Source organism: Actinomadura sp. BRA 177, from assembly GCF_013372625.1.
Taxonomy (GTDB): domain Bacteria; phylum Actinomycetota; class Actinomycetes; order Streptosporangiales; family Streptosporangiaceae; genus Spirillospora.
Genome location: NZ_JABXFD010000306.1, coordinates 25,491 through 50,817, shown reverse-complemented (window position 1 = coordinate 50,817; position 25,327 = coordinate 25,491). Strand labels below are relative to the sequence as shown.

The 25,327-nt window shown below is 70.5% G+C and carries 23 protein-coding genes and 1 pseudogene; 12 read left to right on the top strand and 12 right to left on the bottom strand.

Features of this window, described 5'->3' with window-relative positions; all coding sequences use genetic code 11:
• From HUX53_RS15195 to HUX53_RS15185, 3 genes are all read right to left on the bottom strand, one after another.
• Window positions 1-1,029, bottom strand: a 1,029-nt coding sequence (locus HUX53_RS15195; protein WP_309237236.1) for a HAMP domain-containing sensor histidine kinase, incomplete at its 3' end; no start/stop codon positions are given.
• Window positions 1,026-1,715: a response regulator transcription factor gene (locus HUX53_RS42535; RefSeq protein ID WP_176403833.1), complete on the bottom strand. Its 690-nt coding sequence runs from the start codon at window positions 1,713-1,715 to the stop codon at window positions 1,026-1,028. The genes HUX53_RS15195 and HUX53_RS42535, both read right to left, overlap by 4 nt.
• A gap of 63 nt (window positions 1,716-1,778) precedes the next feature.
• Window positions 1,779-3,260, bottom strand: a complete 1,482-nt coding sequence (locus HUX53_RS15185) for a glutamate--cysteine ligase (protein ID WP_176403832.1) — start codon at window positions 3,258-3,260, stop codon at window positions 1,779-1,781.
• Window positions 3,261-3,390: 130 nt separating this feature from the next.
• Between HUX53_RS15185 and HUX53_RS15180 the strand changes: the two genes are divergently transcribed.
• Window positions 3,391-4,779 (top strand): cell wall metabolism sensor histidine kinase WalK, encoded by a 1,389-nt coding sequence (locus HUX53_RS15180; protein WP_176403831.1) that lies wholly within the window; start codon window positions 3,391-3,393, stop codon window positions 4,777-4,779.
• 15 nt (window positions 4,780-4,794) lie between these two features.
• Here the strand turns inward: HUX53_RS15180 and HUX53_RS15175 are convergent, their stop codons facing one another.
• Complete coding sequence (locus HUX53_RS15175) at window positions 4,795-5,343, bottom strand: YceI family protein (RefSeq protein ID WP_176403830.1); 549 nt, start codon at window positions 5,341-5,343, stop codon at window positions 4,795-4,797.
• Between the two features lie 159 nt (window positions 5,344-5,502).
• Between HUX53_RS15175 and HUX53_RS15170 the strand changes: the two genes are divergently transcribed.
• On the top strand, window positions 5,503-6,324 hold the full coding sequence (locus tag HUX53_RS15170; protein WP_176403829.1) for an SAM-dependent methyltransferase: 822 nt from the start codon (window positions 5,503-5,505) through the stop codon (window positions 6,322-6,324).
• Between the two features lie 109 nt (window positions 6,325-6,433).
• Window positions 6,434-6,904: a hypothetical protein gene (locus HUX53_RS15165; RefSeq protein WP_176403828.1), complete on the top strand. Its 471-nt coding sequence runs from the start codon at window positions 6,434-6,436 to the stop codon at window positions 6,902-6,904.
• 1 nt (window position 6,905) lies between these two features.
• Here the strand turns inward: HUX53_RS15165 and HUX53_RS15160 are convergent, their stop codons facing one another.
• Together HUX53_RS15160 and HUX53_RS15155 are read right to left on the bottom strand one after the other, a co-directional pair.
• On the bottom strand, window positions 6,906-7,049 hold the full coding sequence (locus HUX53_RS15160) for a hypothetical protein (protein WP_176403827.1): 144 nt from the start codon (window positions 7,047-7,049) through the stop codon (window positions 6,906-6,908).
• The gene (locus HUX53_RS15155) at window positions 7,046-7,426 is read right to left on the bottom strand and encodes an ATP-binding protein (protein WP_255205277.1); all 381 of its coding nucleotides are present in this window, start codon (window positions 7,424-7,426) and stop codon (window positions 7,046-7,048) included. The genes HUX53_RS15160 and HUX53_RS15155 overlap by 4 nt, the downstream gene beginning before the upstream one ends.
• Window positions 7,427-7,701: 275 nt before the next feature.
• On the opposite strand from HUX53_RS15155, the gene HUX53_RS15150 reads away from it, so the two are divergent.
• The 5 genes from HUX53_RS15150 (at window position 7,702) to HUX53_RS15130 (ending at window position 12,412) form a co-directional block, all read left to right on the top strand.
• A complete protein-coding gene (locus HUX53_RS15150) occupies window positions 7,702-8,559 on the top strand; it encodes a helix-turn-helix transcriptional regulator (protein ID WP_176403825.1) in 858 nt (285 codons plus the stop codon).
• Between the two features lie 13 nt (window positions 8,560-8,572).
• Window positions 8,573-8,833, top strand: coding sequence for a DUF397 domain-containing protein (locus tag HUX53_RS15145; protein WP_176403824.1), 261 nt, complete (start codon window positions 8,573-8,575; stop codon window positions 8,831-8,833).
• A 291-nt stretch (window positions 8,834-9,124) separates the two neighbouring features.
• The gene (locus HUX53_RS15140; RefSeq protein ID WP_176403823.1) at window positions 9,125-9,910 is read left to right on the top strand and encodes a protein-L-isoaspartate O-methyltransferase; all 786 of its coding nucleotides are present in this window, start codon (window positions 9,125-9,127) and stop codon (window positions 9,908-9,910) included.
• 847 nt (window positions 9,911-10,757) lie between these two features.
• The gene (locus HUX53_RS15135) at window positions 10,758-11,297 is read left to right on the top strand and encodes an RNA polymerase sigma factor (RefSeq protein WP_176403822.1); all 540 of its coding nucleotides are present in this window, start codon (window positions 10,758-10,760) and stop codon (window positions 11,295-11,297) included.
• The gene (locus tag HUX53_RS15130; protein ID WP_176403821.1) at window positions 11,294-12,412 is read left to right on the top strand and encodes a hypothetical protein; all 1,119 of its coding nucleotides are present in this window, start codon (window positions 11,294-11,296) and stop codon (window positions 12,410-12,412) included. Before HUX53_RS15135 ends, HUX53_RS15130 begins: the two co-directional genes overlap by 4 nt.
• 109 nt (window positions 12,413-12,521) lie before the next feature.
• Here HUX53_RS15130 and HUX53_RS15125 read toward each other — a convergent pair whose 3' ends face one another.
• Both HUX53_RS15125 and sigE read right to left on the bottom strand, forming a co-directional pair.
• Entirely contained in the window at window positions 12,522-13,325 is an 804-nt protein-coding gene (locus tag HUX53_RS15125; RefSeq protein WP_176403820.1) for an alpha/beta fold hydrolase, read from the bottom strand.
• 65 nt (window positions 13,326-13,390) lie between these two features.
• Window positions 13,391-13,918: an RNA polymerase sigma factor SigE gene (sigE, locus tag HUX53_RS15120; protein WP_176403839.1), complete on the bottom strand. Its 528-nt coding sequence runs from the start codon at window positions 13,916-13,918 to the stop codon at window positions 13,391-13,393.
• Window positions 13,919-14,137: 219 nt separating this feature from the next.
• Between sigE and HUX53_RS15115 the strand changes: the two genes are divergently transcribed.
• Both HUX53_RS15115 and HUX53_RS15110 read left to right on the top strand, forming a co-directional pair.
• Window positions 14,138-15,712: an acyl-CoA synthetase gene (locus tag HUX53_RS15115; RefSeq protein ID WP_176403819.1), complete on the top strand. Its 1,575-nt coding sequence runs from the start codon at window positions 14,138-14,140 to the stop codon at window positions 15,710-15,712.
• 116 nt (window positions 15,713-15,828) lie between these two features.
• Window positions 15,829-17,433, top strand: a complete 1,605-nt coding sequence (locus HUX53_RS15110; RefSeq protein ID WP_255205270.1) for a serine/threonine-protein kinase — start codon at window positions 15,829-15,831, stop codon at window positions 17,431-17,433.
• Between the two features lie 108 nt (window positions 17,434-17,541).
• Here HUX53_RS15110 and rho read toward each other — a convergent pair.
• Window positions 17,542-18,657 (bottom strand): annotated as a pseudogene (gene rho / locus HUX53_RS15105) (transcription termination factor Rho); the annotation flags it as partial.
• A 597-nt stretch (window positions 18,658-19,254) separates the two neighbouring features.
• On the opposite strand from rho, the gene HUX53_RS15100 reads away from it, so the two are divergent.
• Window positions 19,255-20,070 carry an enoyl-CoA hydratase-related protein gene (locus tag HUX53_RS15100; RefSeq protein WP_309237235.1) on the top strand — a complete coding sequence of 272 codons (816 nt, stop codon included), beginning with the start codon at window positions 19,255-19,257 and terminating at the stop codon, window positions 20,068-20,070.
• Here the strand turns inward: HUX53_RS15100 and HUX53_RS15095 are convergent.
• From HUX53_RS15095 to HUX53_RS15085, 3 genes are all read right to left on the bottom strand, one after another.
• Entirely contained in the window at window positions 20,060-20,941 is an 882-nt protein-coding gene (locus HUX53_RS15095; RefSeq protein WP_176403817.1) for a hypothetical protein, read from the bottom strand. The two genes, HUX53_RS15100 and HUX53_RS15095, sit on opposite strands and share 11 nt — an antisense overlap.
• Window positions 20,942-21,008: 67 nt before the next feature.
• Window positions 21,009-21,659 carry a response regulator transcription factor gene (locus tag HUX53_RS15090; RefSeq protein WP_176403816.1) on the bottom strand — a complete coding sequence of 217 codons (651 nt, stop codon included), beginning with the start codon at window positions 21,657-21,659 and terminating at the stop codon, window positions 21,009-21,011.
• Window positions 21,623-22,939 carry a sensor histidine kinase gene (locus HUX53_RS15085; protein WP_309237234.1) on the bottom strand — a complete coding sequence of 439 codons (1,317 nt, stop codon included), beginning with the start codon at window positions 22,937-22,939 and terminating at the stop codon, window positions 21,623-21,625. The genes HUX53_RS15090 and HUX53_RS15085 overlap by 37 nt, the downstream gene beginning before the upstream one ends.
• Before the next feature lie 196 nt (window positions 22,940-23,135).
• On the opposite strand from HUX53_RS15085, the gene HUX53_RS15080 reads away from it, so the two are divergent.
• Entirely contained in the window at window positions 23,136-25,307 is a 2,172-nt protein-coding gene (locus HUX53_RS15080; RefSeq protein ID WP_176403815.1) for an MMPL family transporter, read from the top strand.
• The last annotated feature ends 20 nt before the right edge of the window (window positions 25,308-25,327 follow it).

Sequence of the window (25,327 nt, the reverse complement as noted above, 5' to 3'; positions counted from 1 at the left end):
GTTCGGGGGGATCGTGACGCGGACGCGGCAGCCGCGCGGGGTGTCCAGGACGGTGATGTCGCCGCCGTGCAGGTCGGTGGCCCAGCTCGCGATGGCGAGGCCGAGGCCGGTGCCGCCGCCGGGCGTCCCGGGGCCGGACACCGAGCCGCGCGAGAAGCGCTCGAACACGCGGGCGCGCTCCGCGGGCGGTATGCCGGGCCCCTCATCGGCTACTTCGATGATCAGTCCGCCGGGTTGGTTCGCGCGGGCGGTGACGGTGATGGGACGGCCGTCCGGGCCGTGCCGGGCGGCGTTGTCGAGCAGGTTCGCGACGACCTGGTGCAGCCGGTCGCGGTCGGCGACGGCGTGCAGATCGGGTGCGACGCCGGTCTCGAACACGGCCTCCGGGTGACTGGCCCGCGCCTCGGCCGTGACGTCGTCCACGAAGGCGGCGACGTCGATGTCGGCGAGGTCGAGGACCGCGGCCCCGGCGTCCGCCCGCGACAGGTCGAGGAGCTGGGTGACGAGGCGCCCGAGCCGCTCGGTCTGGTCGAGCGCCGATTCGAGGACGTCCGGCGTCGCGGGCGTCACCCCGTCCGCGACGTTCTCCAGGACGGCGCGCAGCGCGCTGATCGGCGTGCGCAGCTCGTGCGACACGTTGGCGACGAACTCGCGGCGCTGCCGCTCCACCTCGGCGAGGTCGGCGGCCATCCGGTTGAACGCCTGGGCCAGCTCGCCGACCTCGTCCCGCGACGTGGCCCGCACCCGGCGGCTGTAGTCGCCGCGCGCCATCGCCCGCGCCGCCGCCGTCATCTCCCGCAGCGGCGCGGTCATCCCGTGCGCGAGCAGCTGGATCACGCCCAGCGAGATCAGCACGCCGACCGGCATCGTCTGCCGCGCGCGGAACCCCATCGGGTAGCCCCACAGGACGATCAGCACGGCGACGCACGCGGTCACGACGACCACCACGCCGAACTTCACCTTGATCGACCGGAGCGGGTCCAGCGGCCGGGGCAGCCGCGCCCACAGCCGGTGGACGACGGCGCTCACGACGCGACCTCCAGGCTGTAGCCGACCCCGTGCACGGTGCGGATCAGCTCCTGCCCGAGCTTGCGCCGCAGCGCCTTCACGTGGCTGTCCACAACCCGGGTTCCGGACGCGTCCGCCCAGTCCCACACCTGCTCCAGCAGGACGGCGCGGGTCAGCACCGTCCCCTGGTTGCGCAACAGGCACGCGAGCAGGTCGAACTCGGTCGGGGTGAGGTGGACCTCGCTGCCGTCCCGCCGGACGCGCCGGGCCCGCTCATCGACCTCCACCTCCCCGACCCGCACCGCGCCGCCGTCCGCCGCGTCCATCGCGGGCCGCCCGACCCGGCGCAGCACCGCCCGGATGCGCGCGACCAGCTCCCGCATGCTGAACGGCTTGGTCACGTAGTCGTCGGCGCCGACGCCGAGCCCCACGAGCAGATCGGTCTCGTCGTCCCGCGCCGTCAGCATCAGCACCGGCACGAAACGTTCCGCCTGGACGCGCCGGCACACCTCAAGCCCGTCGAATCCGGGCAGCATGACGTCCAGCACGATGAGGTGCGGCTCGTACGCCCGCGCCCGCTCGACCGCCGACGGCCCGTCCCCGGCCACCTCGACGCCGAACCCTTCGGCCACCAGCCGGTCGGCGACGGCCCGCGCGATCGTCGGCTCGTCCTCGACGACAAGAACCCGAGTCTCGTTCCCAGTCACGCGCCAGACTCTAGAAGCCCGTTATGCGCGCCCCGGTCACGATTTGTGCAGGACTCGTGAAGATCAGGGGCCGATGGGCCATAGGTGGACGGGGGTGTTGTCGCGCATGTGTTCGGCGTAGGAGCGGGTCATCATGCGGAGGGCGTCGTGGCGGGGGGTGCCGTAGGACTCCTCGATGGCGTCGACCGTGGCGATCTGCCAGGCGGCGCCGGTCTGGCCGGTGACGCAGCGGCGTTCGATGATGCCGAGGAGGCGGTCGCGGCGGGCCGGGTCGACGCCCCAGCGGTCGAGGCCCTCGTGGGCCAGGGGCAGCAGTTTGCGGAGGACGAGTTCGGCGGCGGGGACCTCGCCCATGCCGGGCCAGTAGAGGGTGGCGTCGAGGCCGTCGCGGGCGGCGCGGTGCAGGTTCTCCTCGGCGGTGGCGAAGGACATGCGGGTCCAGACGGGGCGGTCGGCCTCGGCGAGCATCCGGACGACGCCGTAGTAGAAGGCGCCGTTGGCGACGACGTCGGCGACGGTCGGCCCGGCGGGCAGGACGCGGTTCTCGACGCGCAGGTGGGGGCGGCCTTTCACGACCGCGTAGATGGGCCGGTTCCAGCGGTAGACCGTCCCGTTGTGGAGGGTGAGCTCGCCGAGTTCGGGGATGCCGCCCTCGTCCAGGACCTCGCGGGGGTCCTCCTCGTCGCAGAGCGGCAGCAGGGACGGGAAGTAGCGGGTGTTCTCCTCGAACAGGTCGAAGACGGAGGTGATCCAGCGCTCGCCGAACCAGACGCGGGGCCGGACGCCCTGGGTCTTCAGCTCGTCCGGGCGGGTGTCGGTGGCCTGCTCGAACAGCGTGATCCGGGTCTCCTGCCAGAGCCGGTGCCCGAACAGGAACGGGGAGTTCGCGCCCATCGCGACCTGGGGGCCGGCGACGGCCTGGGCGGCGTTCCAGTAGGCGCCGAACTGGTCGGGGCTGACCTGGAGGTGGAACTGGACGCTCGTGCAGGCGGCCTCCGGGATGATCGTGTCGGCGTGCATGCGCAGCGGGTCGCGCCCGTCGATGTCGATGCGCATCTCCTCGCCGCGCGCGGCGAAGATCTGGTCGTTCAGCATCTTGTAGCGGGCGTTGGCCGAGAGGGTCTCCTCGCCGATGTCGCTGCGCCGCAGCGTCGGCAGGATGCCGATCATGAGGAGCCGGCCGCCGACCTCGTTGGCGCGGCCGTCGGCGTGCTGGAGATGGTCGCGGACCTCGGCCTCCAGCTCGCCGGTGCCCTCCCCGCCGAGTTCGCGGGGCGGAATGTTGATCTCCAGGTTGAACTGGCCGAGCTCCGTTGCCCAGGCCGGGTCGGCGATCGCCTTCAGGACGTCCGCGTTGCGCATCAGCGGATCGCCGATGGAGTCGATCAGGTTGAGCTCGATCTCCAGGCCGATATGGGGGCGCTCGAAGTCGAACTGGGATTCGCCCAGCATGCGGGCCAGCACGTCCAGGCATCTGCGCACCTTCTCGCGATACCGCCGCCTGTCCTCGCCGCTGATGGTGACCGAAGCCACGTCCCTGCCCATGTGTCCGTCCCTGTGCTTCGGAGGAACCGTCATAAAACGGGATGTCCCGGTGAGGGAAGGTGAAAACCCGGCATCCCTTTTCGGGCTCCCCGATCGGTGATCGGCGGATAACGTGTGCCCGGGAGGGACCATGCGCATGCGCCCCCGGTCCATCCGGGCCAGGGACACGCTCGTCGCCGCCGTGATCGCGGCGCTGGTCTTCGGCGCCACGGCGGCCGGCGTCGACATCGCCGTGCGCGCGGAGGTCAGGGCCGATCACCTCCGGCAGACCCAGGTGGACGCCCGCCGGGTGAGCGGCGCGGTGCGCGACGGGTCGCTGGAGGGGGCGATCCCGGACCTCACCCGGGGCCGCATCCTCGCCCAGGTGGTCGAGCCCGGCGGCCGGGTGACGAACGCCACGGCCGCCGCCTCAGGCCGTCCGCCGGTGAGCAGACTATGGCCGTCGAGCAACCTGCGCGTCCGCGACTTCACCGAATGCCACGGCTCCTGGCCGGACCGCGAATGCTTCGTCGTGGAGGCCATCCGGGTCAGCACCGCCGCCGACTCCGTCGTCGTCTACGCGTCCGAGCGGCTGCCGTCGTATCTGGTGAACGGGTTGCTGGAGGCGGTGCTCGCCGCCGGCGTCCTGCTGCTGGCCGGGACGGTCGCGTCGATCACGTGGCGGGTCGTCGGCCGCACCCTCGGCCCGGTCGAGGCGATCCGCGCCCAGCTCGCCGAGATCAGCGCCACCGACCTGAGCCGCCGCGTCCCCGAGCCGCCCGGCGAGGACGAGATCGCGCAGCTCGCCCGCACCGCGAACGCGACGCTGGACCGGCTGGAGCGCGCGGTCGGGCGGCAGCGGCAGTTCGCCTCCGACGCGTCCCACGAGCTGCGCAGCCCGCTCGCCGGGCTCCGCGCGAACCTGGAGGACGCCACGGCGCACCCCGAGGACAACGACCTGCGCGAGGTGATCCGGTCGGCGCTCCACGACACCGACCGGCTGGAGTCGATCGTCACCGACCTGCTGCTGCTCGCCCGCATCGGCACCGGCGGGACGGCTGTGCAGGAGCCGATCGACCTGTCCGAGCTGGCGGCGGCCGAGATCCGCCGCCGCGCGTCCGCACGGGAGATCGCCACCGAGTTCGCTCCGGCCACGATGATTCGCGGGGTGCGCATGCAGCTCGTCCGGCTGCTCGGCAACCTGCTGGACAACGCCGACCGCTACGCCGACTCGTCCATCACCGTGGAGGTGGCCGGGGAGGACGGCCTGGCGCTGCTCACCGTCACCGACGACGGGGTCGGAATAGCGCCCGCCGACCGGGAACGCGTCTTCGAGCGCTTCACCCGCCTCGACAGCGCGCGCAGCCGCGCCGCCGGAGGCACCGGGCTCGGCCTGGCGATCGCCCGCGAGATCGCGCGGGCGCACGGCGGGACGCTCCGGGTCGAGGACCACCCGTCCGGCGCCCGTTTCGCACTCCGGCTGCCGCTCGTCCCGCCTGGACGCGAGAAGGGCCGCCCGAAACCGGACAGCCCCTCTTGACGAAGATTTTACCGCTCAGGTGCGGACGGCCTGGATCTCCAGCTGGATGTCGACCTTGTCGCTGAGCAGGGCCTTCTCGCCGCCCAGCGGGATGTTGAACTCGACGCCCCAGTCCTTGCGGTTGATCGTGGCGGCGGCGGAGAACCCGGCGCGCGTCCCGCCCCAGGGGTCCTGGCCGACGCCGTTGTACTCCAGCGCGAGCGTGAGCGGGCGGGTGACGTCCTTGATCGTCAGCTCGCCGTCCAGCAGGTACTCGCCGTCCTCGGCGCGCACGCCCGTGGTCGCGAAGGTCATGGTCGGGAACTTCTCGACGTCGAGGACGTCGGAGGTGCGCACGTGCGCGTCCCGGTCGGGGTTGCGGGTGTCGATCGAGGCCACCTGGATCTCGGCCGTCGCGGTCGACTCCGCCAGCTCCTCGGCGATCTGCACGGACCCGGTGAACTCGGTGAACGTGCCGCGCACCTTGGTCATCAGGTGCCGGATCACGAAGGTGACCTCGGAGTGCCCGGGGTCGATGTTCCAGGTCCCGGCGGTCAGCTCGGGGGCGACGGCGGCGATGCTCATGGTGACTCCCTCTGGTAGGTCCTTGAAACTTCAACAACGTGTCGAAGGTTAGTTGAGTGTTCAAACACTTGTCAACCCGGCCTTGTTCCCGGACCCCGCCCCCCGGACGGCCCGGCGCCCTAGAATCGCGTTCACCGCCGGCGAGAGAGGGAGCGTCCGATGGGCGAGCAGGGAGAAGGCCCCGGAACCGTCCAGCCGGCCGGGGACGCGCTCAAGTCGCACATCCCCCGTTCCGCCCGGGTCTGGAACTACCTCCTGGGCGGCAAGGACAACTTCGAGGCCGACCGGCAGGCCGCCGAGCACTCCATCAGCGTGAAGCCCGACATGCTGGAGCAGGCTCGCGCCGACCGCGCGTTCCTCGGCCGCGCCGTCCGCCATCTCGTCGCGGAGGGCATCCGGCAGTTCCTCGACATCGGCACCGGCCTGCCCACCGCGGACAACACGCACCAGGTCGCGCAGCGCGCCGCGCCGGAATGCCGGATCGTCTACGTCGACCACGACCCGCTGGTGCTGGTCCACGCGCGCGCCCTGCTGACCAGCAGTCCCGAAGGCGAGTGCCACTACATCGACGCCGACCTGTACGAACCGGACGAGATCCTCGCGCAGGCCCGGAACCTGCTGGACTTCACCCAGCCGATCGCCGTCATGCTGGTCGGGATCCTGCACCACGTCGAGGGCGTGGAGGAGTCCCACGCGATCGTGCACCGGCTGATGTCGGCCATGCCGTCCGGAAGCCGCCTGGTCATCAACCACCCGACCAGCGTCGTCCACGGCGAACGCTCCGAGCAGAGCGCCCGCAAGTGGAACGAGTCGGGCGGCAGGCCCACCGTCACCCTGCGCACCCCTGACGAGATCGCCGCGTACTTCGACGGCCTCGACATCGAGGAGCCGGGCGTGGTCTCGTGCTCCCGCTGGCGCCCCGTCCCCGAGATCCGCGAACCCGTGGTGGACGCCTTCGGCGCCGTCGGCCGCAAGCCCTGACCGCCGCCACCGGGTCTCGGACGCACATCACACGACGTCGCCTTGTATTTACACAAGCAATCTTGTAAAAAATAGGCGAACGGATTACCGGGAAGCCGAGTGGGTGCACATGTCTCATGGGGTCGAGGTCGCGCTCGCCTGCGTCCTTCTCATCGCCACGTCCGTGTGGTTCGGCGGGTTCGTCGCGATCGGCGTGGTCGCCCGGGTCACCTTCCGGACGCTCGGCCCCGGCGACCGCGTCGCGTTCTTCCGCGCCCTCGGCCGGATGTACGGGATCGTGGGTACCGCCGCACTTGTGGTGGCCATCGGCACCGGCGCCGCGCTGGTCGCCGGCCGCCCCTGGGACGGCACCCTCACCGCGACGGTCGTGCTGACCGCCGCGCTGGTCGCCGCCCTCGCCTTCGGCGTCCTCCAGGCGCGCCGCATGACCCGCCTCCGCCGCGACGCCCTGGCCAGCCCCGACGACGCGCAACTGGCCGCCCGCGTACGCCGCGGAGCCCGCAGCGCCGGCCTCCTACGCGCCTCGATCGGCCTCCTCAGCCTCGCCGTGCTCATCCTCGGCACGATCCTGGCCGCCTGACTCACCGCAGCAAGGCCGCCAGCACCAGCCCGACCAGGATCAGCCCCATCCCCGTCCCGACGATCGCGCCGTGCACCATGCCCAGGGCATACCGGTCGGACGCCCCGCGGTGCCTGGCGCGAGGCCGGTGCGCATGCCCGTTCACGCGAACCTCACCCGGAACCACACCTTGACTTCGTCCGGGGGTATCAGCTTGATCCCCCACTGATCGCTGAACGCCGCCACGAGGTCCAGCCCCCGCCCGCCTTCGGCATCCGGCGCCGCGTTCTGCCGCTGCGGCCGCATCCCGCCCGCTCGCCCATCGTTGTGGACGGCGACCTCCGCGCCATCGCCGTCCACCGTGCAAGTCACCCGGACGTGCCGCCCCGTCCCATAGAGGACGGCATTGGTAAGGACCTCCGAGAGCGCCTGCAGAGTGTCGTCCACCTTGGGATGCCCCTCACCGAACTCCGGTTCAAGGACGTCCCGCAACCACCGCCGCCCCACCGCCACACTCCCCACCTCGGCCACCAGCGGAAGCATCTCCACCACCGGCACTGCCTCCCCGACCTCCGCAGCGACGCGCCCCGCTCTCCCGGGCCACAAGACGCCTGCCCCAGCCACCGAACCCCATCAGGTCAGCCCCCTCATCCCAGGTGGACGTGCTCGGCCGAATAAGCCGAAGATCCGGACACGTCGCGTCACGGGTCGTTACGCTCCGAGTGTGAGCTGACCATGAATGTGATGGCAAGCGATTCAAGTGACCTGGGTCAAAAAATCTATGGTCACTCTGTGGACAAACTTCCCGTGAGGTGACGATGACCACGAGACGGACGAGCCCCACCGTCCGCCGCCGACGGCTGGCCGCGATCATGCGGCAGTTCCGCAAGGACACGCGGAAGACCCGCGAAGAGGCGGCGACGTTCGCCGGCATCAGCCCGGTCACGATCAGCCGCATCGAGGCGGCGACGCACAACCCCAAGCCCGGCGACATCGCCATGCTGTGCAAGCTCTACGGCCTGGGCGCCCAAGAGACCGACGAACTGGTGACCCTGGCCCGCCAGTGCCGCATCAAGGGCTGGTGGCAGAAGTACGACCTACCGGAGTTCGTCAGCGCATACACCGGCCTGGAAGAAGAGGCCAGCACCCTCCAGCAGTACAGCGTGGACGTGCTCCCCGGACTCCTTCAGACCGATGCCTACATCCGAGCCATGGCCGGAGCGGAACTTCGGACCTATTCTGAAGAAGAGATCGACAGGATGGTCACCGTTCGCATGAAACGTCAGGAGCGGCTCTCCGGGGAGAATCCTCTGAAGAGCTGGTTCATCCTCAACGAGGACGTGATCCGGAGGAAGGTTGGGGGCTCAAAGGTGATGCGTGAGCAGCTGGACCACTTGGTGACCGTTTCTCGGTGCGAAAGCGTGGATCTTCAGATCCTTCCCTTCGATGCTGGAGCGCATCCAGCATTCGCTGGCGGTGGATTCAGCATTCTCGGCTTCCCTGAGCCGGTGGACCCGGATGTCGTCTACCTTGAGCTACGGCTAAATGGCCTCTACCTGGAACAGCCAGCCGAGATCGAGACCTACTCCATCTTGTTCGATCAGTTGCGGGCACGGGCCCTCGGGCCCGATGAATCGCGTTCGTTGATCAAGGAAGCAGTCAATAGCCTACCCTGAAAGAGATCGCGCAATGGATCTTAACAGCGAACTCACGTGGTGTAAGAGCAGTCGCAGTGCAAACAACGCTGCGTGTGTCGAAGTGGCTTCCTGGAAGGTGAGCAGCCACAGCGGCAACGGTGGGGTCGACTGTGTCGAGGTCGGGGCCTGCGACTGTTGTGGGACGGCCGTCCGGGACAGTAAGGACCCGGGCGGGCCGAAGCTGGCGTTCAGTGCCGCGTCGTGGCGGGCCTTCCATGCGGACGTCCTCACGGGACGCTACGACCTGACATAACCGCCGGCTCGTTCACCCTGTTCCGACATCACCCGGATGACGTCTGCCGGTGGTCTTCGGTGACCCGCAACCCCAATGCACTGTGTAGTTGAATGTATCCTTTTAGTGATTGAGGGATTGTCGTCGCCCTGCCACTGTGAGACGGCCGGGACGTCGCAAGGAGGGCGAGATGGGAAAGCATGGCAAGAAGCAGTCATGTGGCTCGTGCGGCGGGAAAGCGTGGGTGAAGGTCAATCTTGACAACAAGGAACAGAAGATCACTTACAACGCGTGTAACGGGACTGGGGAAGGATGAGTGGCTTTCCCGGACTACCGGACGTCGATCGGCAGCTGTTCGTCCCGGAGACGGTCTGGGTGATCGAGGACGGCCGGTTCGTGGAGTTGTCGCGGGCGCATGCGCCGGACGAGTGGGAGCGGTTGGTGACGTCGGACGGGGCGATCGCCACGCAGGTGAAGGACGGGATGTGGCCGGTCTCGTCCTCGTCCGCTCCATCGGTGATGGCTCAAATGATCGAGTCCTTGCAGCTTGAGCCAGGCATGCGCGTGCTGGAGATCGGTACCGGCACCGGCTACAACGCGGCCTGCCTGACGGCGCTCGGGGCCGAGGTGGTGTCGGTTGAGATCGATCATGAAGTAGCCGAGCATGCCCGCCGGGCATTGCGCGTCGCCGGTCAGCCGAGTGTGACCGTCATCGCTGGGGACGGGGAGGTCGGCGCCCCCCAATACGCGCCGTTCGATCGAGTGCTGGCCACTGCGGCGGCTCACACCGTTCCGTATGCGTGGGTTGAGCAGACGAGGGCCGGTGGCCTGGTCGTGGTGCCCTGGGCGGCTACCTTTCATCCGGCGGGCCCCCTGGCCGTGCTGGTCGTCCGCGAGGACGGGAGTGCCGAAGGGAGGTTCACCGCACCGGTGCGTTTCATGCCGCTGCGTGGCCAGCGCCTACCGCAAACTGTGCTCCATGAGACCGAGGAGCGGTGGACGGCGGCCGGTGAGCCGGAGGCGTGTCGGTATGGGGTGACGGTTTCGGCGGAGGGGCAGCGGGTGTGGCTGGATTCGCCGGATAGTCCTGTCGGTTAACGGGGCTCCGCGGCTAGGCGGGCTTCTTCTTCGGTCTTCATGCGGGCCTGGCGTAGGACGCGTTCGGGGACGACTTCTTCTCGCGGAGCAGTGGGTGTGAAGTCGTAATGGTCTACGGCTAGGGCTCGGAGGATCGTTCGTTCTACCAGGGAGAAGTCGGCGGGGTTCGGGCGGTTGAAATTCATTGGTTCGGCCAGGGTGACCGGTGGGTTGGTGATGAAGCGCGGTCGGCGGAGCAGGTTTTGTGCTTTGGCGTGGAGGATGTAAGGGTGCAGGAGGTACACGTCGCCTATGCGGCCGGTGGCCTCTACGAATTCCGTGCATTGGCCGACCAGGTTCGCGTAGGGGCCAGCCGGGGGATCGGGACGATGGCGGCGACCATGGCTCTTCTGAGCCCGGCGAGAGGTTGACGACGAAGCCGTCGCCCCAGTTGTAGGGCTGCTTGATGCGGTCTTCGCCGCCGACCAGGTCGCATACGGCGTCCCATGCCTTGGGCGCGAACTCCTTGATGTCCATCTCCCGGTGGACGGGCAGGTGGGTTCCGGATTCTGTCCAGGTCGACGGGTTGGCGGGGTCGTAGCCGAGGCGTTTCCAGATGGTCCTCGTGTACTCTTCGGCGGCCTCCGGGGTGAAGCAGCCATTGATGACGACGTATCCCCGGTCAAGGAAGTGCGCTACCTGCTCTTCGCTGAGAACCCGATAGCCAGAGCCCATGGATCGGATGCTAACCCGGTCGTTCGTCCGCGCCAATCACGCGGCAGGTACGAAAAGTTTCGGCCTGTCATGTAATCCGGTGGCGCTTTCCGCGACTTCTTGTCGTTACAGACCCGAGAAGAGAGGAGGTGGTGTGGACGAGCGAGAAGCCCGATTCACCCGCCTCTACGAGACGCACTACCGCAGCGTCTTCGGCTACGTCGTGCTGCGGGTGGCGCCCCAGGCCGCCGAGGACGTCACCGGTGAGGTGTTCGCGACCGCGTGGCGGAAGATCGACGAGGTGCCGGAGCGGGCACTGCCCTGGCTGCTGGGCGTGGCCCGGAACCTGGCCCGCCAGTCGCACGGCGCCACCGGCCGGGCGCGCCGCCTGGTCGACCGGCTGGCCGACCTCAGGACCGACGCCGAGCGGGACGCCGCCGACCGCGTCATAGCCCGCGACCAGGCGCTTGCCGCGCTGCGCACCCTGTCCGCCAAGGAGGTGGAGGCGGTCACCCTGACCGCGTGGCATGGGCTGGCGCCCGCCGAGGCGGCCCGCGTCGCCGGTTGCTCCCGCGCCGCCTTCCTCGTCCGGCTGCACCGGGGACGGCGGCGGCTGGCCGGCGCGCTCGACGACACCGGCGCGCGGACGCCCGAACCTGCTCCGTACCCCCGAGTCACCACGGAGAAGCCGTGAAGAACGACGAAGTCAACAGCGTGATCGACAGTCTGAAGCCGGTGATCGACGAACTCGCCGACGCGGCCTATGAACGGCGTCCCGACGTGGCGGCCGTCCGTGCGCGGGCCGGCGCGTCCGCTCCGAGTCCGCGTGCCGTCCGCAAGTGGCGGCCGGTCATCGTCGCCGGTACGGCAACGGTGGCGGCTGCCGCAGTGGTGGTGGCCACCGTGACGCTCTCCGGGGGCGGGCAAGGCGGCCGCGGGGGCGGCACCGGAGGGAATGAGGCGCTCAATACGCGTGCGTTCCTGCTGGCCAGTGCGGTAACGGCCGCTAAGCAGCCCGCCGGCCATGGGGCCTGCTGGTACACCCGGACCCGCATGTCGCAGGACCTGCTAATGCCATTCAAGCCCGGACCCGGCGTCCCGACCCCCCAGGGCAAGCGCCGGACATTCCAGGTGCGAACCGCCGGCAGTTTCGAGCACTGGAAGTGCACCCTGCCGGGCGGCAGCGGCATGCGGTTCCGTTTGCACGGTCCCCTGGACGCCCGGGCCGACTTCCCTACCAAGAAGGATGAGGCGGCCTGGCGTGCGGCGGGCTCTCCGGCGCTGCACGTGAACGGTGGCACGACGGAATCGAAACCGTCCACCACGACGTACGACAAGGGTTCGCATCCGGTGAATCCCGTCATCGGCTCCCACGAGATCGAGTGGAAGCCCATCGCGAAACTGCCCGCGACCAAGAATGGCCTGGAAGACTACCTGCGGAAACTGTGGCGGCAGGACCGCAAGGGCGGCACGAAAGGCTACTACACCGCCCCTGCTGATTTCTGTCAGTACGTCTTCTTCAACGCCTGGCACCTGTTCATGACCCCCACGACCCCGGGCACCCGTGCCGCCCTCTACCGGGTCCTCGCGGACTGCCCGTCCCTCCACGCCACCGGACGGATCAAGGACCGGATGGGCAGGTCCGGCGTCGCCATCGGCGCGGGCGGCGCGCGGCTGACGGTGGACCCGGCGACCGCGCAGATCCTCGACTTCGAGCGGCTCCACGGTGGCCGCACCGGCCGCGGCGAGTACCTCGCCGTCGAACGCCAGGGCTGGGTCGACAAGATCGGCGCCGTCCCCGCCCCCTGACGCGCGCTGGGGCCAAGGTGCTGGCCGGCCGCGGCGAGTTGATGGACGTGGCGGTCGGCCGCAAGCAGACGCTGGATGCGTCCCCTGATCGCCCGCTGGAGGTAATGGGTCAGGCGGCGGTCTGGGTTTTCAGTGGGTGGGCGCTGCCGGCCAGGAGGACCTCCGCCACAAGCGCCGGGTCGTCCGCCATGGGGACGTGGCCGCAGCCCTCCAGCCAGACGAAGCGGGCGTTGGGCAGCTTCCGCTGGGCGCGGATGGCCTGGCTGCGCAGGAGGAGGCGGTCCTTGGTGCCCCAGGCGATCGTGACGGGGACGTCCGCGCAGGAGCCGAGGAAGCGGGTGGCGCGCCCGGCGCGCAGGGTGGGCTCGAAGCCCGGCGCGTCGCGCATGGCGCGGGCGTCGCCGGTGAGGGCCTCCAGGTCCATCAGGTCGGGACGGCCGTAGATCATGCCGAACATCGCGGCGCGGCGGCGCGGGGAGCGGGCGAGGCGGGCCAGGACGTGGTCGGGCACGCGGGCGCCGAGCCGGGACGCGCGCAGCACGGACGCGGCGTAGCGCAGTTCGGCCGCGTTGAAGAAGCCGGCCGGGGACAGGCCCGTCGCCGAACTGGCGAGGCCGCGGTCGGCGGCTTCGAGCGCGAACAGGCCGCCGAGCGAATTGCCCGCGATGTGCGGACGGTCCAGGCCGAGTTCGGCGAGGGAGCCGGCGAGGATCGAGATGACGGTGTCGAGCGTGTAGGGGGTGCCGGGCGGGAGCGGCGGGGAGTCGCCGAAGCCGGGCAGGTCGACGGCGATGACGTCGCGTTCCGCGGCGAGCAGCTCCATGACGGGCGTCCAGCCCTGGCGGCGGTGGCCGATGCCGTGCAGCAGGACGAGGGGCGGCCCGTCGCCGCGGCGGTCGAAGACGATGTCCACGGCCGAAGGGTAGGCCGGAAGTTACTCAGCGGTCACTAGTGACGCTCATCACTGCATGCCCGGCGCTACTGCGTGCATTCGGCCGGGCGGCGGTGCTCCAGGGCGTTGCGCAGCTGGGCGCGGCCCCGGTGGATGCGGGAGCGGACGGTGCCCAGCTTCACGTTGAGGGTCGCCGCGATCTCCTCGTAGGAGAGCCCTTCGATGTCGCACAGGACGACGGCGGCGCGGTACTCGGGAGCGAGCGCGTCCAGCGCCTTCTGGATGTCGGCGTCCAGGTGCCGGTCGTCGTAGGCCTGCGCCGGCGTCGGCTCGCGGCCCTGCAGCCGCTCGGCGGCGTCGTCGCCGAGGGAGTCGAACCGGATGCGCTGCTTGCGGCGGGCACGGTCGAGGAAAAGGTTCGTCGTGATCCGGTGCAGCCAGCCCTCGAACGTGCCGGGGCTGTAGGACGACAGCGACCGGAAGACCCGGATGAAGACGTCCTGTGTCAGGTCCTCGGCGTCGTGCCGGTTGCCGGTCAGCCGGTACGCCAGCCGGAACACCCTGGTCGAGTGCTCGCTGACGATCTCCTCCCACGTCGGCGGGGTCCACGCCATCGCGCCTGCGCTCACCACTACCCCCGTCTGATACTGAATCGTTACGGCCAAGCATGCCGGTACCCAGATAAGAGCCGTGTAAGGACCGTGGGCGTGGCCGGATGAGGCGATGTGGCATGTGACTCATCTCATTGGACTGGCTGCCAATAAGCATTGAGTTCGCCCGCCGTCCACCAGCAGGATCGGAAGCAGATCCCCCGACACCCGCGAGGACGTGGCATGGCGCGAAGCTACAACCTGGCCGACCTGATCGAGATCCTGGCCGCGGCCGGGCCGGACCGTCCCGCGCTGGTCGCGGGGGACGAGCGGCGGACGTACCGGCAGCTCAGCGAGCGCGCGAGCCGCGTCGGCCACCATCTGGCGGACGCCGGGGTACGGCCCGGCGAGCACGTCGCGATCCTCGCCTACAACCGCGCCGAGTGGATCGAGGCGATGCTCGGCGTCTTCAAGATCCGCGCCGTGCCGATCCCGGTGAACTTCCGCTACGTCGCCGCCGAGCTGCGGCACGTGCTCGCCGACTCGGACTCCGTCGCGCTGATCGGCGAGTGTTCGCTCTTGGCGAAGGTGGAGGAGATCCGCGGCGAACTGCCCAAGCTGCGGCACATCGTCGTCCTGGAGGACGGCTCATCGGACGCCATTCCAGGCGCCATCGAGTACGAGAAGGCCCTCGCGGACGCCGATCCGAGCGACGACTTCCCGGCACGCTCCAGCGACGACCGCTACATCATGTACACGGGCGGCACCACCGGCTACCCCAAGGGCGTCGAATGGCGCTGCGAGGACATCTTCTTCGGCGCGCTCGGCGGCGGGAACGTCCTCGGCGACCCGATCGGCAGCCCCGAGGAACTGGCCGCCAACGCCGACCAGCCAGGCATGGCCGTCCTCGACTGCGCGCCCGTCATGCACGGCGCCGGCCAGTGGGTCGCGTACATGGGCCTGTTCAGCGGCGCCAAGGTCGTCCTCTACACCGACCACGCGTTCGACGCCGACAAGGCGCTGAAGCTGCTCGCCGAAGAGAAGGCGAACGTGCTGATGCTGGTCGGGGACGTCATGGCGCGACCGGTCGCGAAGGCGCTGGCGAGCGGCGGATACGACACGTCCCCGCTGATCGCGGTCGCGTCGGGCGGCGCGCCGCTCACCGAGGGCGCCAAGCAGGCGCTCCAGGAGCACCTCCCGAACATCATGTTCCTCGACAACTACGGCGCCTCCGAGACCGGCGCGTGCGGCCCGTCCGTCGGCGCCAAGGAGGGCACGGCCCGGTTCATGATGAAGCCGGGCATCACCGTCCTGGACGACGACCTGAACGTGGTGAAGCCCGGCGAGATCGGCAGGCTCGCCCGCAGCGGCCACATTCCGCTCGGTTACTACAACGACCCCGAGAAGACGGCGTCGACGTTCTTCACCGACGCCGCCGGGACGCGCTGGTCGATCCCCGGCGACTTCGCGAGCCTGGAAGAGGACGGCACGATCACCCTCCTCGGCCGCGGCTCCCTCGTGATCAACACGGGCGGCGAGAAGGTCTACCCGGAGGAGGTCGAGGTCGCGCTCAAGGACCACCCCGACGTGTACGACGCGGTCGTCGTCGGCCTCCCGGACGAGCGGTTCGGGCAGCGCGTCGCCGCCGTCGTCGCCCCCCGTCCCGGCACGTCCGTCACGCTGGAGCAACTCACCGAGCACTGCCGGGGCCGGCTCGCCGGCTACAAACTGCCGCGGCAGATCACGATGGTGGACGAGGCGCAGCGCACGGCCGTCGGCAAGTCCGACTACAAGTGGGCGAGGACCGTCCTCGAGTAAATGCGCCGCGCGCGGTTATACCACGGCTGCGCACGCATTTCCCGCTGGGCGGCGGTCAAAAATCAATTGATGCCGAAGGGGCGTGTCTTGGGCGCGTTCCGGCGATTATCCCCTGCATGAATGGGGATCGGTTGATACCGCTCGTGCGACGGTATCGCCTGCTCTCTGTGGTCGGCAGGGGCGGCATGGGCACCGTCTGGCGGGCTTACGACGAGATGCTCGACCGGGACGTCGCGGTCAAGGAGGTCCATCTGCCGCCGCGCACCACGCAGAGCGAGCGCAGGGTGATGTGCCGGCGGCTGCTGGCGGAGGCGCGGGCCACCGCCGCGCTGCGGCATCCCGGCGTCGTCGCCGTCCACGACCTGATCATCGAGGACGGCCGCCCGTGGATCGTCATGGAGTTCCTGGAGTCGTCCTCGCTGAACCGCCTGGTCACCGAGGACGGCCCGCTCGGCGTGCGGCGGACGGCGGAGATCGGCGCGGCGGTCCTTTCGGTGCTCCGCGCGTCCCACGCGTCCGGCATCCTGCACCGCGACGTCAAACCCAGCAATGTCCTCGTCTGCGACGACGGGCGCATTCTGCTCAGCGACTTCGGGCTCGCCGTCCACATGAGCAATGGCCGGGAGATGGCCGACACGATGCCCGCCGGTATTGAAGGATCTCCCGCCTACCTTCCGCCGGAACGCGTGGACGGGCAGCCGAGCGTGGAGGCGTCCGACCTGTGGGCACTAGGCGCGACGCTCTACACGGCGGTCGAGGGCTTTTCGCCGTTCCTGCGCTGCCACGCGCTCGCGTCCATGATGGCGGTGCTGCTGGGCGACTATGCGCGTCCGGTGCGGGCGGGCCCGCTGACCCCCGTCATCGAGGGGCTGCTGCGCCAGCGCCCGGAGGACCGCCTGACGGCCGAGGCCACGGCCGACCTGCTGCGGGACGTCGTCGGCTCCCTCCCGGAACCGGGCATCACACGCGCGGCGCTCCCGAAAGAAGAACGCGCCGCGCACCGCGTCGTCCGCGGCCCGCGCGTCCCGTGGACGCTGCGATCGGGTGGGGCGCCGCCGTGCGGTTCCCCGCGCGCCCGCGGCTGGTGGCGGCACCGCGACGCCTGGACGCCCCGCGCCCTGGGTGCGCGGCGGCCGTTCAAAGGGCGGCGGGTCCGGCCGGGAGCGATCGCCAGCGTCGCGCTGCTCGCCGTGCTCGCGGCGGGCGCCGGCACCTGGGCCGCGCGCTGGACGTCGATCGGCAAGAGCGACGCGGTCGCGCTGCGTCCGGCGGCGGGCGTGACGGCCAAGACGGCGAAGTACCGCGAGGCGGGCGCCTACTCGGTGCGCGTGCCGGCGGGGTGGCAGGCCGAGCGGCAGGGTGCGGTCATGACCTGGGAGGACGCGTCGTCCGAGCGGGGCCTGCGCATCGCCCCGGCCCCGGGTGACCCGCTGGGCGGGCTGCGCGCCGAGGAGCACCAGGCGGCGCGGGAGCACCGTTTCCCGGGCTACCACCGGCTGCGGCTGGAGCCCGTCCCCGAAATGAGCGAAGGCGCCGCCGAATGGGAGTTCACCTGGCGGGACGGCCGGCACGCCGGCGACGAGGACGGCGTCAGACACGTACTGTGCAGCCGCGCGGCCGGCTACGAGTTCTGCTTCTACGCACCCGATCCCGACTGGACTCCGGGCCAGCGCCTCTACGACAAGATCCTCAAGTCCTTCAGACCCGAGAACACCGACTGACCGGAAACCTCAGGGTCGTCCTCTGGAAAACGACCGCCGACCTGGCGTCGTCCTTCTGCAGCGGTCCGCTGTCAGAGGTCTCAGCGACGGCCCCCTGCGTGAGGGGGGTCAGGTGGTCTGCTGGAGGCGGAGGAGGAATTCGGCGTTGGAGGTGGTGCCCTTCATCTTCTCCAGGAGCTGCTCCACGGCCTGCTGCTTCTCCAGGCCCTGGAGGGCGCGGCGGAGGCGCCAGGAGAGGGCGAGTTCCTCGGGGGACATGAGGAGTTCGTCGCGGCGGGTGCCGGACGCCTCGATGTCGACGGCGGGGAAGACGCGGCGGTCGGCGAGGCCGCGGTCGAGCTTCAGCTCCATGTTGCCGGTGCCCTTGTACTCCTCGAAGAAGACGTCGTCCATGCGGGACCCGGTCTCGACGAGGGCGGTGGCGAGGATGGTCAGCGAGCCGCCGTTCTCGATGTTGCGGGCGGCGCCGAAGAACTTCTTCGGCGGGTAGATCGCGGTCGTCGCGACACCGCCGGCGAGGATGCGGCTGCTGGACGGCGCCGCGAGGTTGTAGGCGCGGCCGAGCCGGGTGATCGAGTCGAGCAGCATGACCACGTCGTGGCCCTGCTCGACGAGGCGCTTGGCGCGCTCCACGGTGAGCTCGGCGAGCGCGGTGTGGTCCTGCGCGGGGCGGTCGAACGTCGAGTGGACGACCTCGCCGCGCACGGAGCGCTGCAGGTCGGTGACCTCCTCGGGCCGCTCGTCGATGAGCACGACCATGAGGTGGACTTCGGGGTTGTTCTGCGCGATCGCGTTCGCGACCGCCTGCAGGACCATCGTCTTGCCGACCTTGGGCGGCGACACGATGAGCCCGCGCTGGCCCTTGCCGATCGGCGCGACCAGGTCGATGACGCGGGTGGCGAGCGGGCCGGTGTCGAGGCGCAGCCGCTCGTCCGGGAACAGCGGGGTCAGCTTGCCGAACTCGGGGCGGTTCGCGGCCTCCGCCGCCGGGAGGCCGTTCACGGTGTCGACGCGGGCGAGCGCGGCGAACTTCTCCCGGCTCGACCTGGGCGCCTTCGCGGTGCCCTCGATGGCGTCGCCGGGACGCAGGTGGTTCGCCCTGACCTGGGCGAGGGAGACGTGCACGTCGTCCGGCCCGGCCAGGTAGCCGGAGGTGCGGATGAAGGCGTGCTTGTCCTGGACGGCGAGGATGCCGTGGAACGGGACGGCCGGCGCCTCGTCGGCGGGACGCCGTCCCTGCTGGCCGCCCTTCCGGGCGCTCTGCGCGGGCACGGTGTGCCCCTGCGCCTTGCGACCGGTGGCGGGGCGTTCGGTGGTGAGGGTGGAAGTGGACACGTGGGTCCTTTCTCAGGCTCGCGCGGAAAGGCCCGCGCCGCCTGGAGTCGATTCCCGGGTACGGCGGCGGAACCCGCGGCGCGTACGCGAGAGGAATGCGAGAAATGCAGCTCGGTTCACCGGGCTGACGTCGGCTCCCTTGTGCGGCGGTCCGGAACGCCGAACCGCACGTGCCGAACCGGGAGGATCACCGGGCGCTCAGATGGCCCGGGCGGGGAAGGAACGCCCTCGAAGCGATTCGCGGAAATCCGAAGACGATGCCTCGACAGTACAGCACCGCAAGCCCGTTGTGCATTCCCCGGCGGCCGCAGATTGCATCCATGCAGGTCGATCCCCCTGTGACGACGTGACGCGGCGGAGTGTCGCCGGCGCGTGTCCCCCGACACGCGCCGCCGTCCCAATGCCTGTTATGACTCCGCGACCGACGTCCGGGTTCCGATGAATGCAGGTGCCCCGGGAACGGCCTCGGGAAACGCGCTCCGTAGCATGAGCCGCGTCGCCGAGCAGAAGGAGGACCCCAGGATGAGCAGGGCCGCCGGGCTTTGTTACGAGGTCGCCGAGGGCGTCGGGACGATCACCATCGACCGGCCGGCCAAGCGGAACGCCATGTCGGCGGACATGTGGCGGGCGCTGCCCGGCATCCTGGACGCCCTGGCGAAGGATCCGGCCGTGCGGGTCGTGGTGCTGACGGGCGCGGGCGGCAACTTCTGCGCGGGCGCCGACATCGCCGAGCTGGGCGACATCCACCGCGACGACGACTCGCACCTGTCGACGGTCGCCGAGCGGGCGCTCGCCGCGTTCCCGAAGCCGACGCTCGCCGCGATCGAGGGGTACTGCGTGGGCGGCGGCTGCCAGCTCGCGGCGGCCTGCGACCTGCGCTTCGCCGCCGCGGACGCCCGGTTCGGGATCACCCCGGCGAAGCTCGGCATCGTCTACCCGGCCGCCGCGACGACCCGCCTCGTCCGGCTCGTCGGGCCGTCCGCCGCGAAGTACCTGCTGTTCTCCGCGGACCTGGTCGACGCGGGCCACGCCCTCCGGATCGGCCTGCTGGACGAGGTCGTCCCGGCGGGCGGCCTGCGCGACCGGGTCGCCGCGTTCACCGAGACCCTCGCGTCCCGCTCCCTGCTCACCCAGCAGGCGACCAAGGACATCGTGGACGCCATCGCCGCCGCCGGCCCGGTCGAGCAGAGCACCGCCCGCTGGCAGGCGGAGGTCGCCGCGAGCGGCGAGGTCGAAGAGGGCATCGCCGCGTTCCTGGAACGCCGCGCACCCGCCTTCACCTGGACGTCCCCTACGCGCTGACGGCGGGCCAGCCCGACACGTCGCAGAACCGGCTTTCTGGAAGCCGGTGCAGGCGTTGCGCCGCGGCGGCCGGATCGTCCAGCAGGCTCGCCGGCCGGCGCAGCTCGGCGAGCGGCAGCACCCCGCACACCAGCGACTCCGGCGTCCGGACGATGAGGAGCGGCCCGATCTGCGCGCCGCCCCTTTCGATGTCGCGCAGCGCGCCCAGCAGGTTCCGGGCCTTGCCGGTGGTCTCCCGGCAGTCCGCGCGCAGCGCGCCGACCAGCTCGACGAAGTCGCGCTCCAGGGCGCGCGGGCTGCGTCCGGACAGGTAGTACCGGTCCCGTTCGGTCAGCTCGACACACATCCCGTGGTGCTGGGCGAGCCGCTCGTAGGGCCCGGCCAGCGCGGGCCGCGCGGCGGCCGGGGCGGCGGCCAAGAACCCGGCGACCAACTCGGCGGGCTCGGCCCCGAGGGACGCCGCGACGGCCTGGTCCAGCCGCCCGAGCAGGTGCGCGCGGAGCACGGCGACCTCGGCGGCCAGCCGGTCGAGGGCCTCGCGCTGCTCACCGGCGGCCTCCCGCTGCTGCTTGAGCCGGCCGCCGACGTCCGGCAGCAGCCGGTCGTTGATCTGCGTGATCAGCGACCGGATCCGCGCGTCGGCGGCGCCGATCGCCTCCCGGTCGCGCCGCTGCTCGTCGGCGAGCCGGTCGAGCCGCTCCCGCTGGGACGCGCGGAAGCCCTCCAGCTCGTCCCGGGTGCCCTTGAGCGCGCGGAGCTGGGTGCGGATGTCGGCGATCTCCGGCGCGCCCGGGGAGCGCCGGCGCTCGAACGCCAGGTACAGCTCCCGGCCGGCGATCGCCAGGCACAGCAGGACCAGAACCACCGTCATCGCGCCCTCCCGGGGCCGTCTCGCGGAGCAAACTATGCCACCCGGTACGGCTCCATGAACGGCGCGGCTACAGCTGGCCGTTCAGGTAGGCGAGGACGGCGAGGACGCGGCGGTTGTCGTCGCCGGTCACCGGCAGGTCGAGCTTGGTGAAGATGTTGGCGGTGTGCTTGGTGACGGCCCGCTCGGTGACGACCAGCCGCTCGGCGATCGCCGCGTTGGACCGTCCCTGCGCCATCAGCTCCAGGACCTCGGTCTCGCGCGGGGTGAGCCTGCTCAGCGGGGTGTCGCGGGTGTTGCCGGCGACGAGCCGGGAGATGACCTCGGGGTCCATCGCGGTGCCGCCCGCCGCGACCCGCCGGACCGCGTCCACGAACTGGCCCGCGTCGAATACCCGGTCCTTCAGCAGGTAGCCGACGGCTCCGGTGCCGTCCGCGAGCAGTTCCCGGGCGTAGAGCTGCTCCACGTACTGCGACAGCACGAGAACCGGCATGCCGGGGACCTGGCGGCGGGCCTCAAGTGCCGCCTGCAGGCCCTCGTCGGTGAAGGACGGCGGCAGGCGCACGTCGACCACCGCCACGTCCGGGCGGTGGTCGAGCAGTGCCTTCAGCAGCGAGGGGCCGTTGTCGACGGCCGCCGCGATCTCGAAGTCGTGCGACTCCAGGAGGCTGACCAGGCCCTCTCTCAGGAGGGCGAGGTCTTCGGCGAGGACAACGCGCACGGCAGCTCCAGGGTCACCATCGTCGGGCCGCCCACCGGCGAGCTGAGGGCGAGGACGCCGTCGAATGTACCGATCCTGCGCTCGATGCCGCGCAGCCCCGTCCCCCCGTCGAGGGTGGCGCCGCCGCGCCCGTCGTCGGTGACCGTGACGCGCAGCATGCCGTTCTCGTACCCCATGTCGATCCACACGCGGGACGCCCCGGAGTGCTTGGCCGCGTTGGTGAGGATCTCCGACACCGCGAAGTAGGCGGCGGACTCGACCGGCGGCTCGGCCCGTCCGGGCACGTCGGCGGTCACCTCGACGCGCATCGGGTTGTCGAGCGCGAGCGCCTTCACCGCGTCGCCGAGCCCGCGGTCGGCGAGCACCGGCGGGTGGATGCCGCGGACCAGGTCGCGCAGCTCGTGCAGCGCCCGCGCCGACGACGCGCGGGTCTCGGCGAGCAGCAGCCGCGCCTTCTCCGGGTCCTTGTCGAGCAGGTGCTCGATCGCGCCGAGCGTCATGCCCATCGCGACGAGCCGGGCCTGCGCGCCGTCGTGCAGGTCGCGCTCGATGCGGCGCAGCTCGGCGGCGGACGCGTCCACGGCCTCCGACCGGGTCTCGGTGAGGCGCTGGACGCGCAGCGCGAGCTGCGACTTCTGCGTCGGCCCGAGGATCGTCCGGCCCCAGCGCCCGTACACGTTCAGCATCTTCGGCGCGATCGCGTACCCGATGGCGACGAAGGCCGTGGCGACGACCAGGGTCGACACGACGCGTCCCGTGTCGCGGCCGTACCCCTCGGTGACGTGGACGTAGGTGTACCAGTCGCTGCCGCCGTAGTGGCCGATCAGGTCGCCGGCGAACGCGGCGAGGACGTACCCCCACAGCCCGTACAGGATGAGCAGGCCGGGCAGCGCGGCCGTGAAGATCGCCACGAAGGGGTCGACCACCACCCACAGGTAGTCGCGCCAGGTCGCCGGGTCGGAGATCAGCGCGATGAACCGCTTGAAGTAGCCGTGCAGGCCCGGCTCCTCCTCGGGCTCGGGCAGGTACGGCCGCTGGATCTCGACGTCCGTCCACTTGTTGATGCGCTCGCGGTAGGCGTCGAGCTGGGTGCGCAGCAGCATCGTCGCGGACGGGAACAGCAGCACCCCGACGAAACTCGTGATCATCGAGATGACCGTGATGAACCACAGGCCCACGAGCGTCGCCGGGACGGCCAGGAACATGAACGCGAGCCCGCGCCATGCGGCGACGGCGTGCCGCCGCGCCCTTGCCTTCTCTTTCACCAATCCACCGCTCACTGGATCCTCCGTGGTTCTCCCGCTGTCTGGAGTCCAGTCTTCTGGCGCACCCCCAAGAACACAGTGTGCCCGCAACCCGAACCGGGGGTGTACTTACGTGCACCCCGGGACGCCGTTTAGGGCCATGTCGGCCCGGGTGCGCGCTTCCTAGCGTCATTGGGTGTCACCCCGCAGACGACTACACCAGGGGACCCCAATGAAACGGAATCTCGCCGCGACGCTCGGGGGCTGGAGCGCGCGGCACCGCATGACGGCCATCCTCGGCTGGCTGCTGTTCGTCGTCCTGGCCACGGTGCTCGGCGGCGCGGCCGGCCAGGTCACGATGGCCGACCACGAGCAGGGCACCGGGCAGTCGGCGCGGGCCGCGCAGATCATCGCCGAGGCCGGCGTCGACGACCCCGACCAGGAGACGGTGCTGCTGTGGGGTGCCGCTGCGAACTCGCCGGAGATGACGCGGGCGGTGGCGGACGTCCGGGCGAACGTCCAGGCCACAGGTGAGATCACGAACCTGCGCCCGGACGTGGTCGCCAAGGACGGCCGCCACGTGATCGTCCAGTTCACGCTGAAGGAATCGGACGACCCGCTGCCTGCGATCCAGCGGGCCGTGAGCGATGCCGAGCGCGCTAATCCGTCCGTCCAGATGGGGGAGTTTGGCGGCGCTACGGCCGACGCGTGGTTCGACAACGCCCTGGGCAGCGACTTCAAGCGTGCCGAGATGACGGCCGTGCCGCTCGCCTTGGGCATCCTGCTGGTCGCGTTCGGCGCGCTGCTCGCGGCGCTGCTGCCGGTCGTCCTGGCGTTCACCGCGTTCCTCGCCGCCGGCGGCGTCCTGGCGGTGGTCAGCCAGGCGCTGCACGTCGACCAGACGACGAACTCCGTGATGCTCCTGATGGGCCTGGCCGTCGGCGTCGACTACTGCCTGTTCTACCTGCAGCGCGAGCGCGAGGAGCGCCGCAAGGGCCGCGACCGCGAGACCGCCCTGGCGATCGCCGCCGCCACCTCGGGCCGCTCCGTCCTGGTCTCCGGCATCACCGTGATGGTCGCGATGTCCGGGATGTTCCTGTCCGGTCTCCTCCTCTTCAAGGGCTTCGCGATCGCGACGATCCTCGTCGTCTGCATCGCGATGCTCGGCTCGGTGACCGTCCTGCCCGCGCTGCTGTCCCTGCTCGGCGACAAGGTCGACTTCGGCCGCGTCCGCCTGCCCCGGCACCGCGAGGGGCGCGCCGGACTGGTCGGAACCCTGCTCAAGCCCGTCCTGGCTCGTCCCGGCATCGCCGCGCTGCTGTCCGCCGGCCTCCTGCTGGCACTGGCCGCGCCCGCGCTCGGCATGAAGACCGAGAAGCTCAGCATCGACCAGCAGATCCCGCCTGGCGAGGAGATCGCGCAGACCTACACCCGCCTGAACGAGGCGTTCCCCGGCAATCCCGAGCCCGCGGTGGTCGTGCTGAAGGCCCGCGACATCAACGCACCGCAGGTCAAGGGCGCCATCTCGGATCTCGAACGGCGGGCCGTCGCGTCGGGCGAGATGAACGAGCCGATCGACGTGACCGTGCACACCCGGGCGAACGTCGCGGAAATCGAAGTGCCCCTCGCCGGAACCGGCTCGGACGCGACCTCGAAGCACGCGCTGGAGACCCTGCGCGAGCAGGTCGTCCCGCAGACCGTCGGCAAGGTCGGCGAGGCGCCGGTGACCGGCCAGCTCGCCTGGTCCGTCGACTACAACGACCAGCTGAGGTCGAGTATCGCGCCCATCTTCCTGTTCGTCATGGGCATCACGTTCCTGCTGATGCTGATCTTCTTCCGCTCACTCCTGATCGCGGTCAGCGCCATCGTCCTCAACCTGCTCTCGGTCGGCGCCGCCTATGGGGTGATGGTCGCGGTCTTCCAGCACGGCTGGGGCGACTCCCTGGTGGGGACGAAGGGCGCCGGCGCGCTCGAATCCTGGATCCCGCTGTTCGTCTTCGTCGTCCTCTTCGGCTTGTCGATGGACTACCACGTGTTCGTGGTCTCCCGGATTCGCGAGGCCTACGACCGCGGCCTCGACACCACCCGCGCCGTGAGCGAGGGCATCCGCGCCACGGCCGGCGTCGTCACCAGCGCCGCCGTCATCATGATCGCGACGTTCGGCATCTTCGGCACGCTCTCCATGCAGGACTTCAAGCAGCTCGGCGTCGGCTTGGCGGTGGCGGTCCTGATCGACGCGACGATCGTCCGGGTCGTCCTCCTGCCGGCCGTCATGACCCTCCTGGGCCAGCGGAACTGGTACCTGCCCCGCTGGCTGAGCTGGCTCCCCCGCATCTCCCACAGCGAAGCGCCGCCTCAGCCGTACGCGAGCACCGTCCCGAAGAACCTGATGCCGACCCCGTAGATCACTGACGAGCAGGCTCC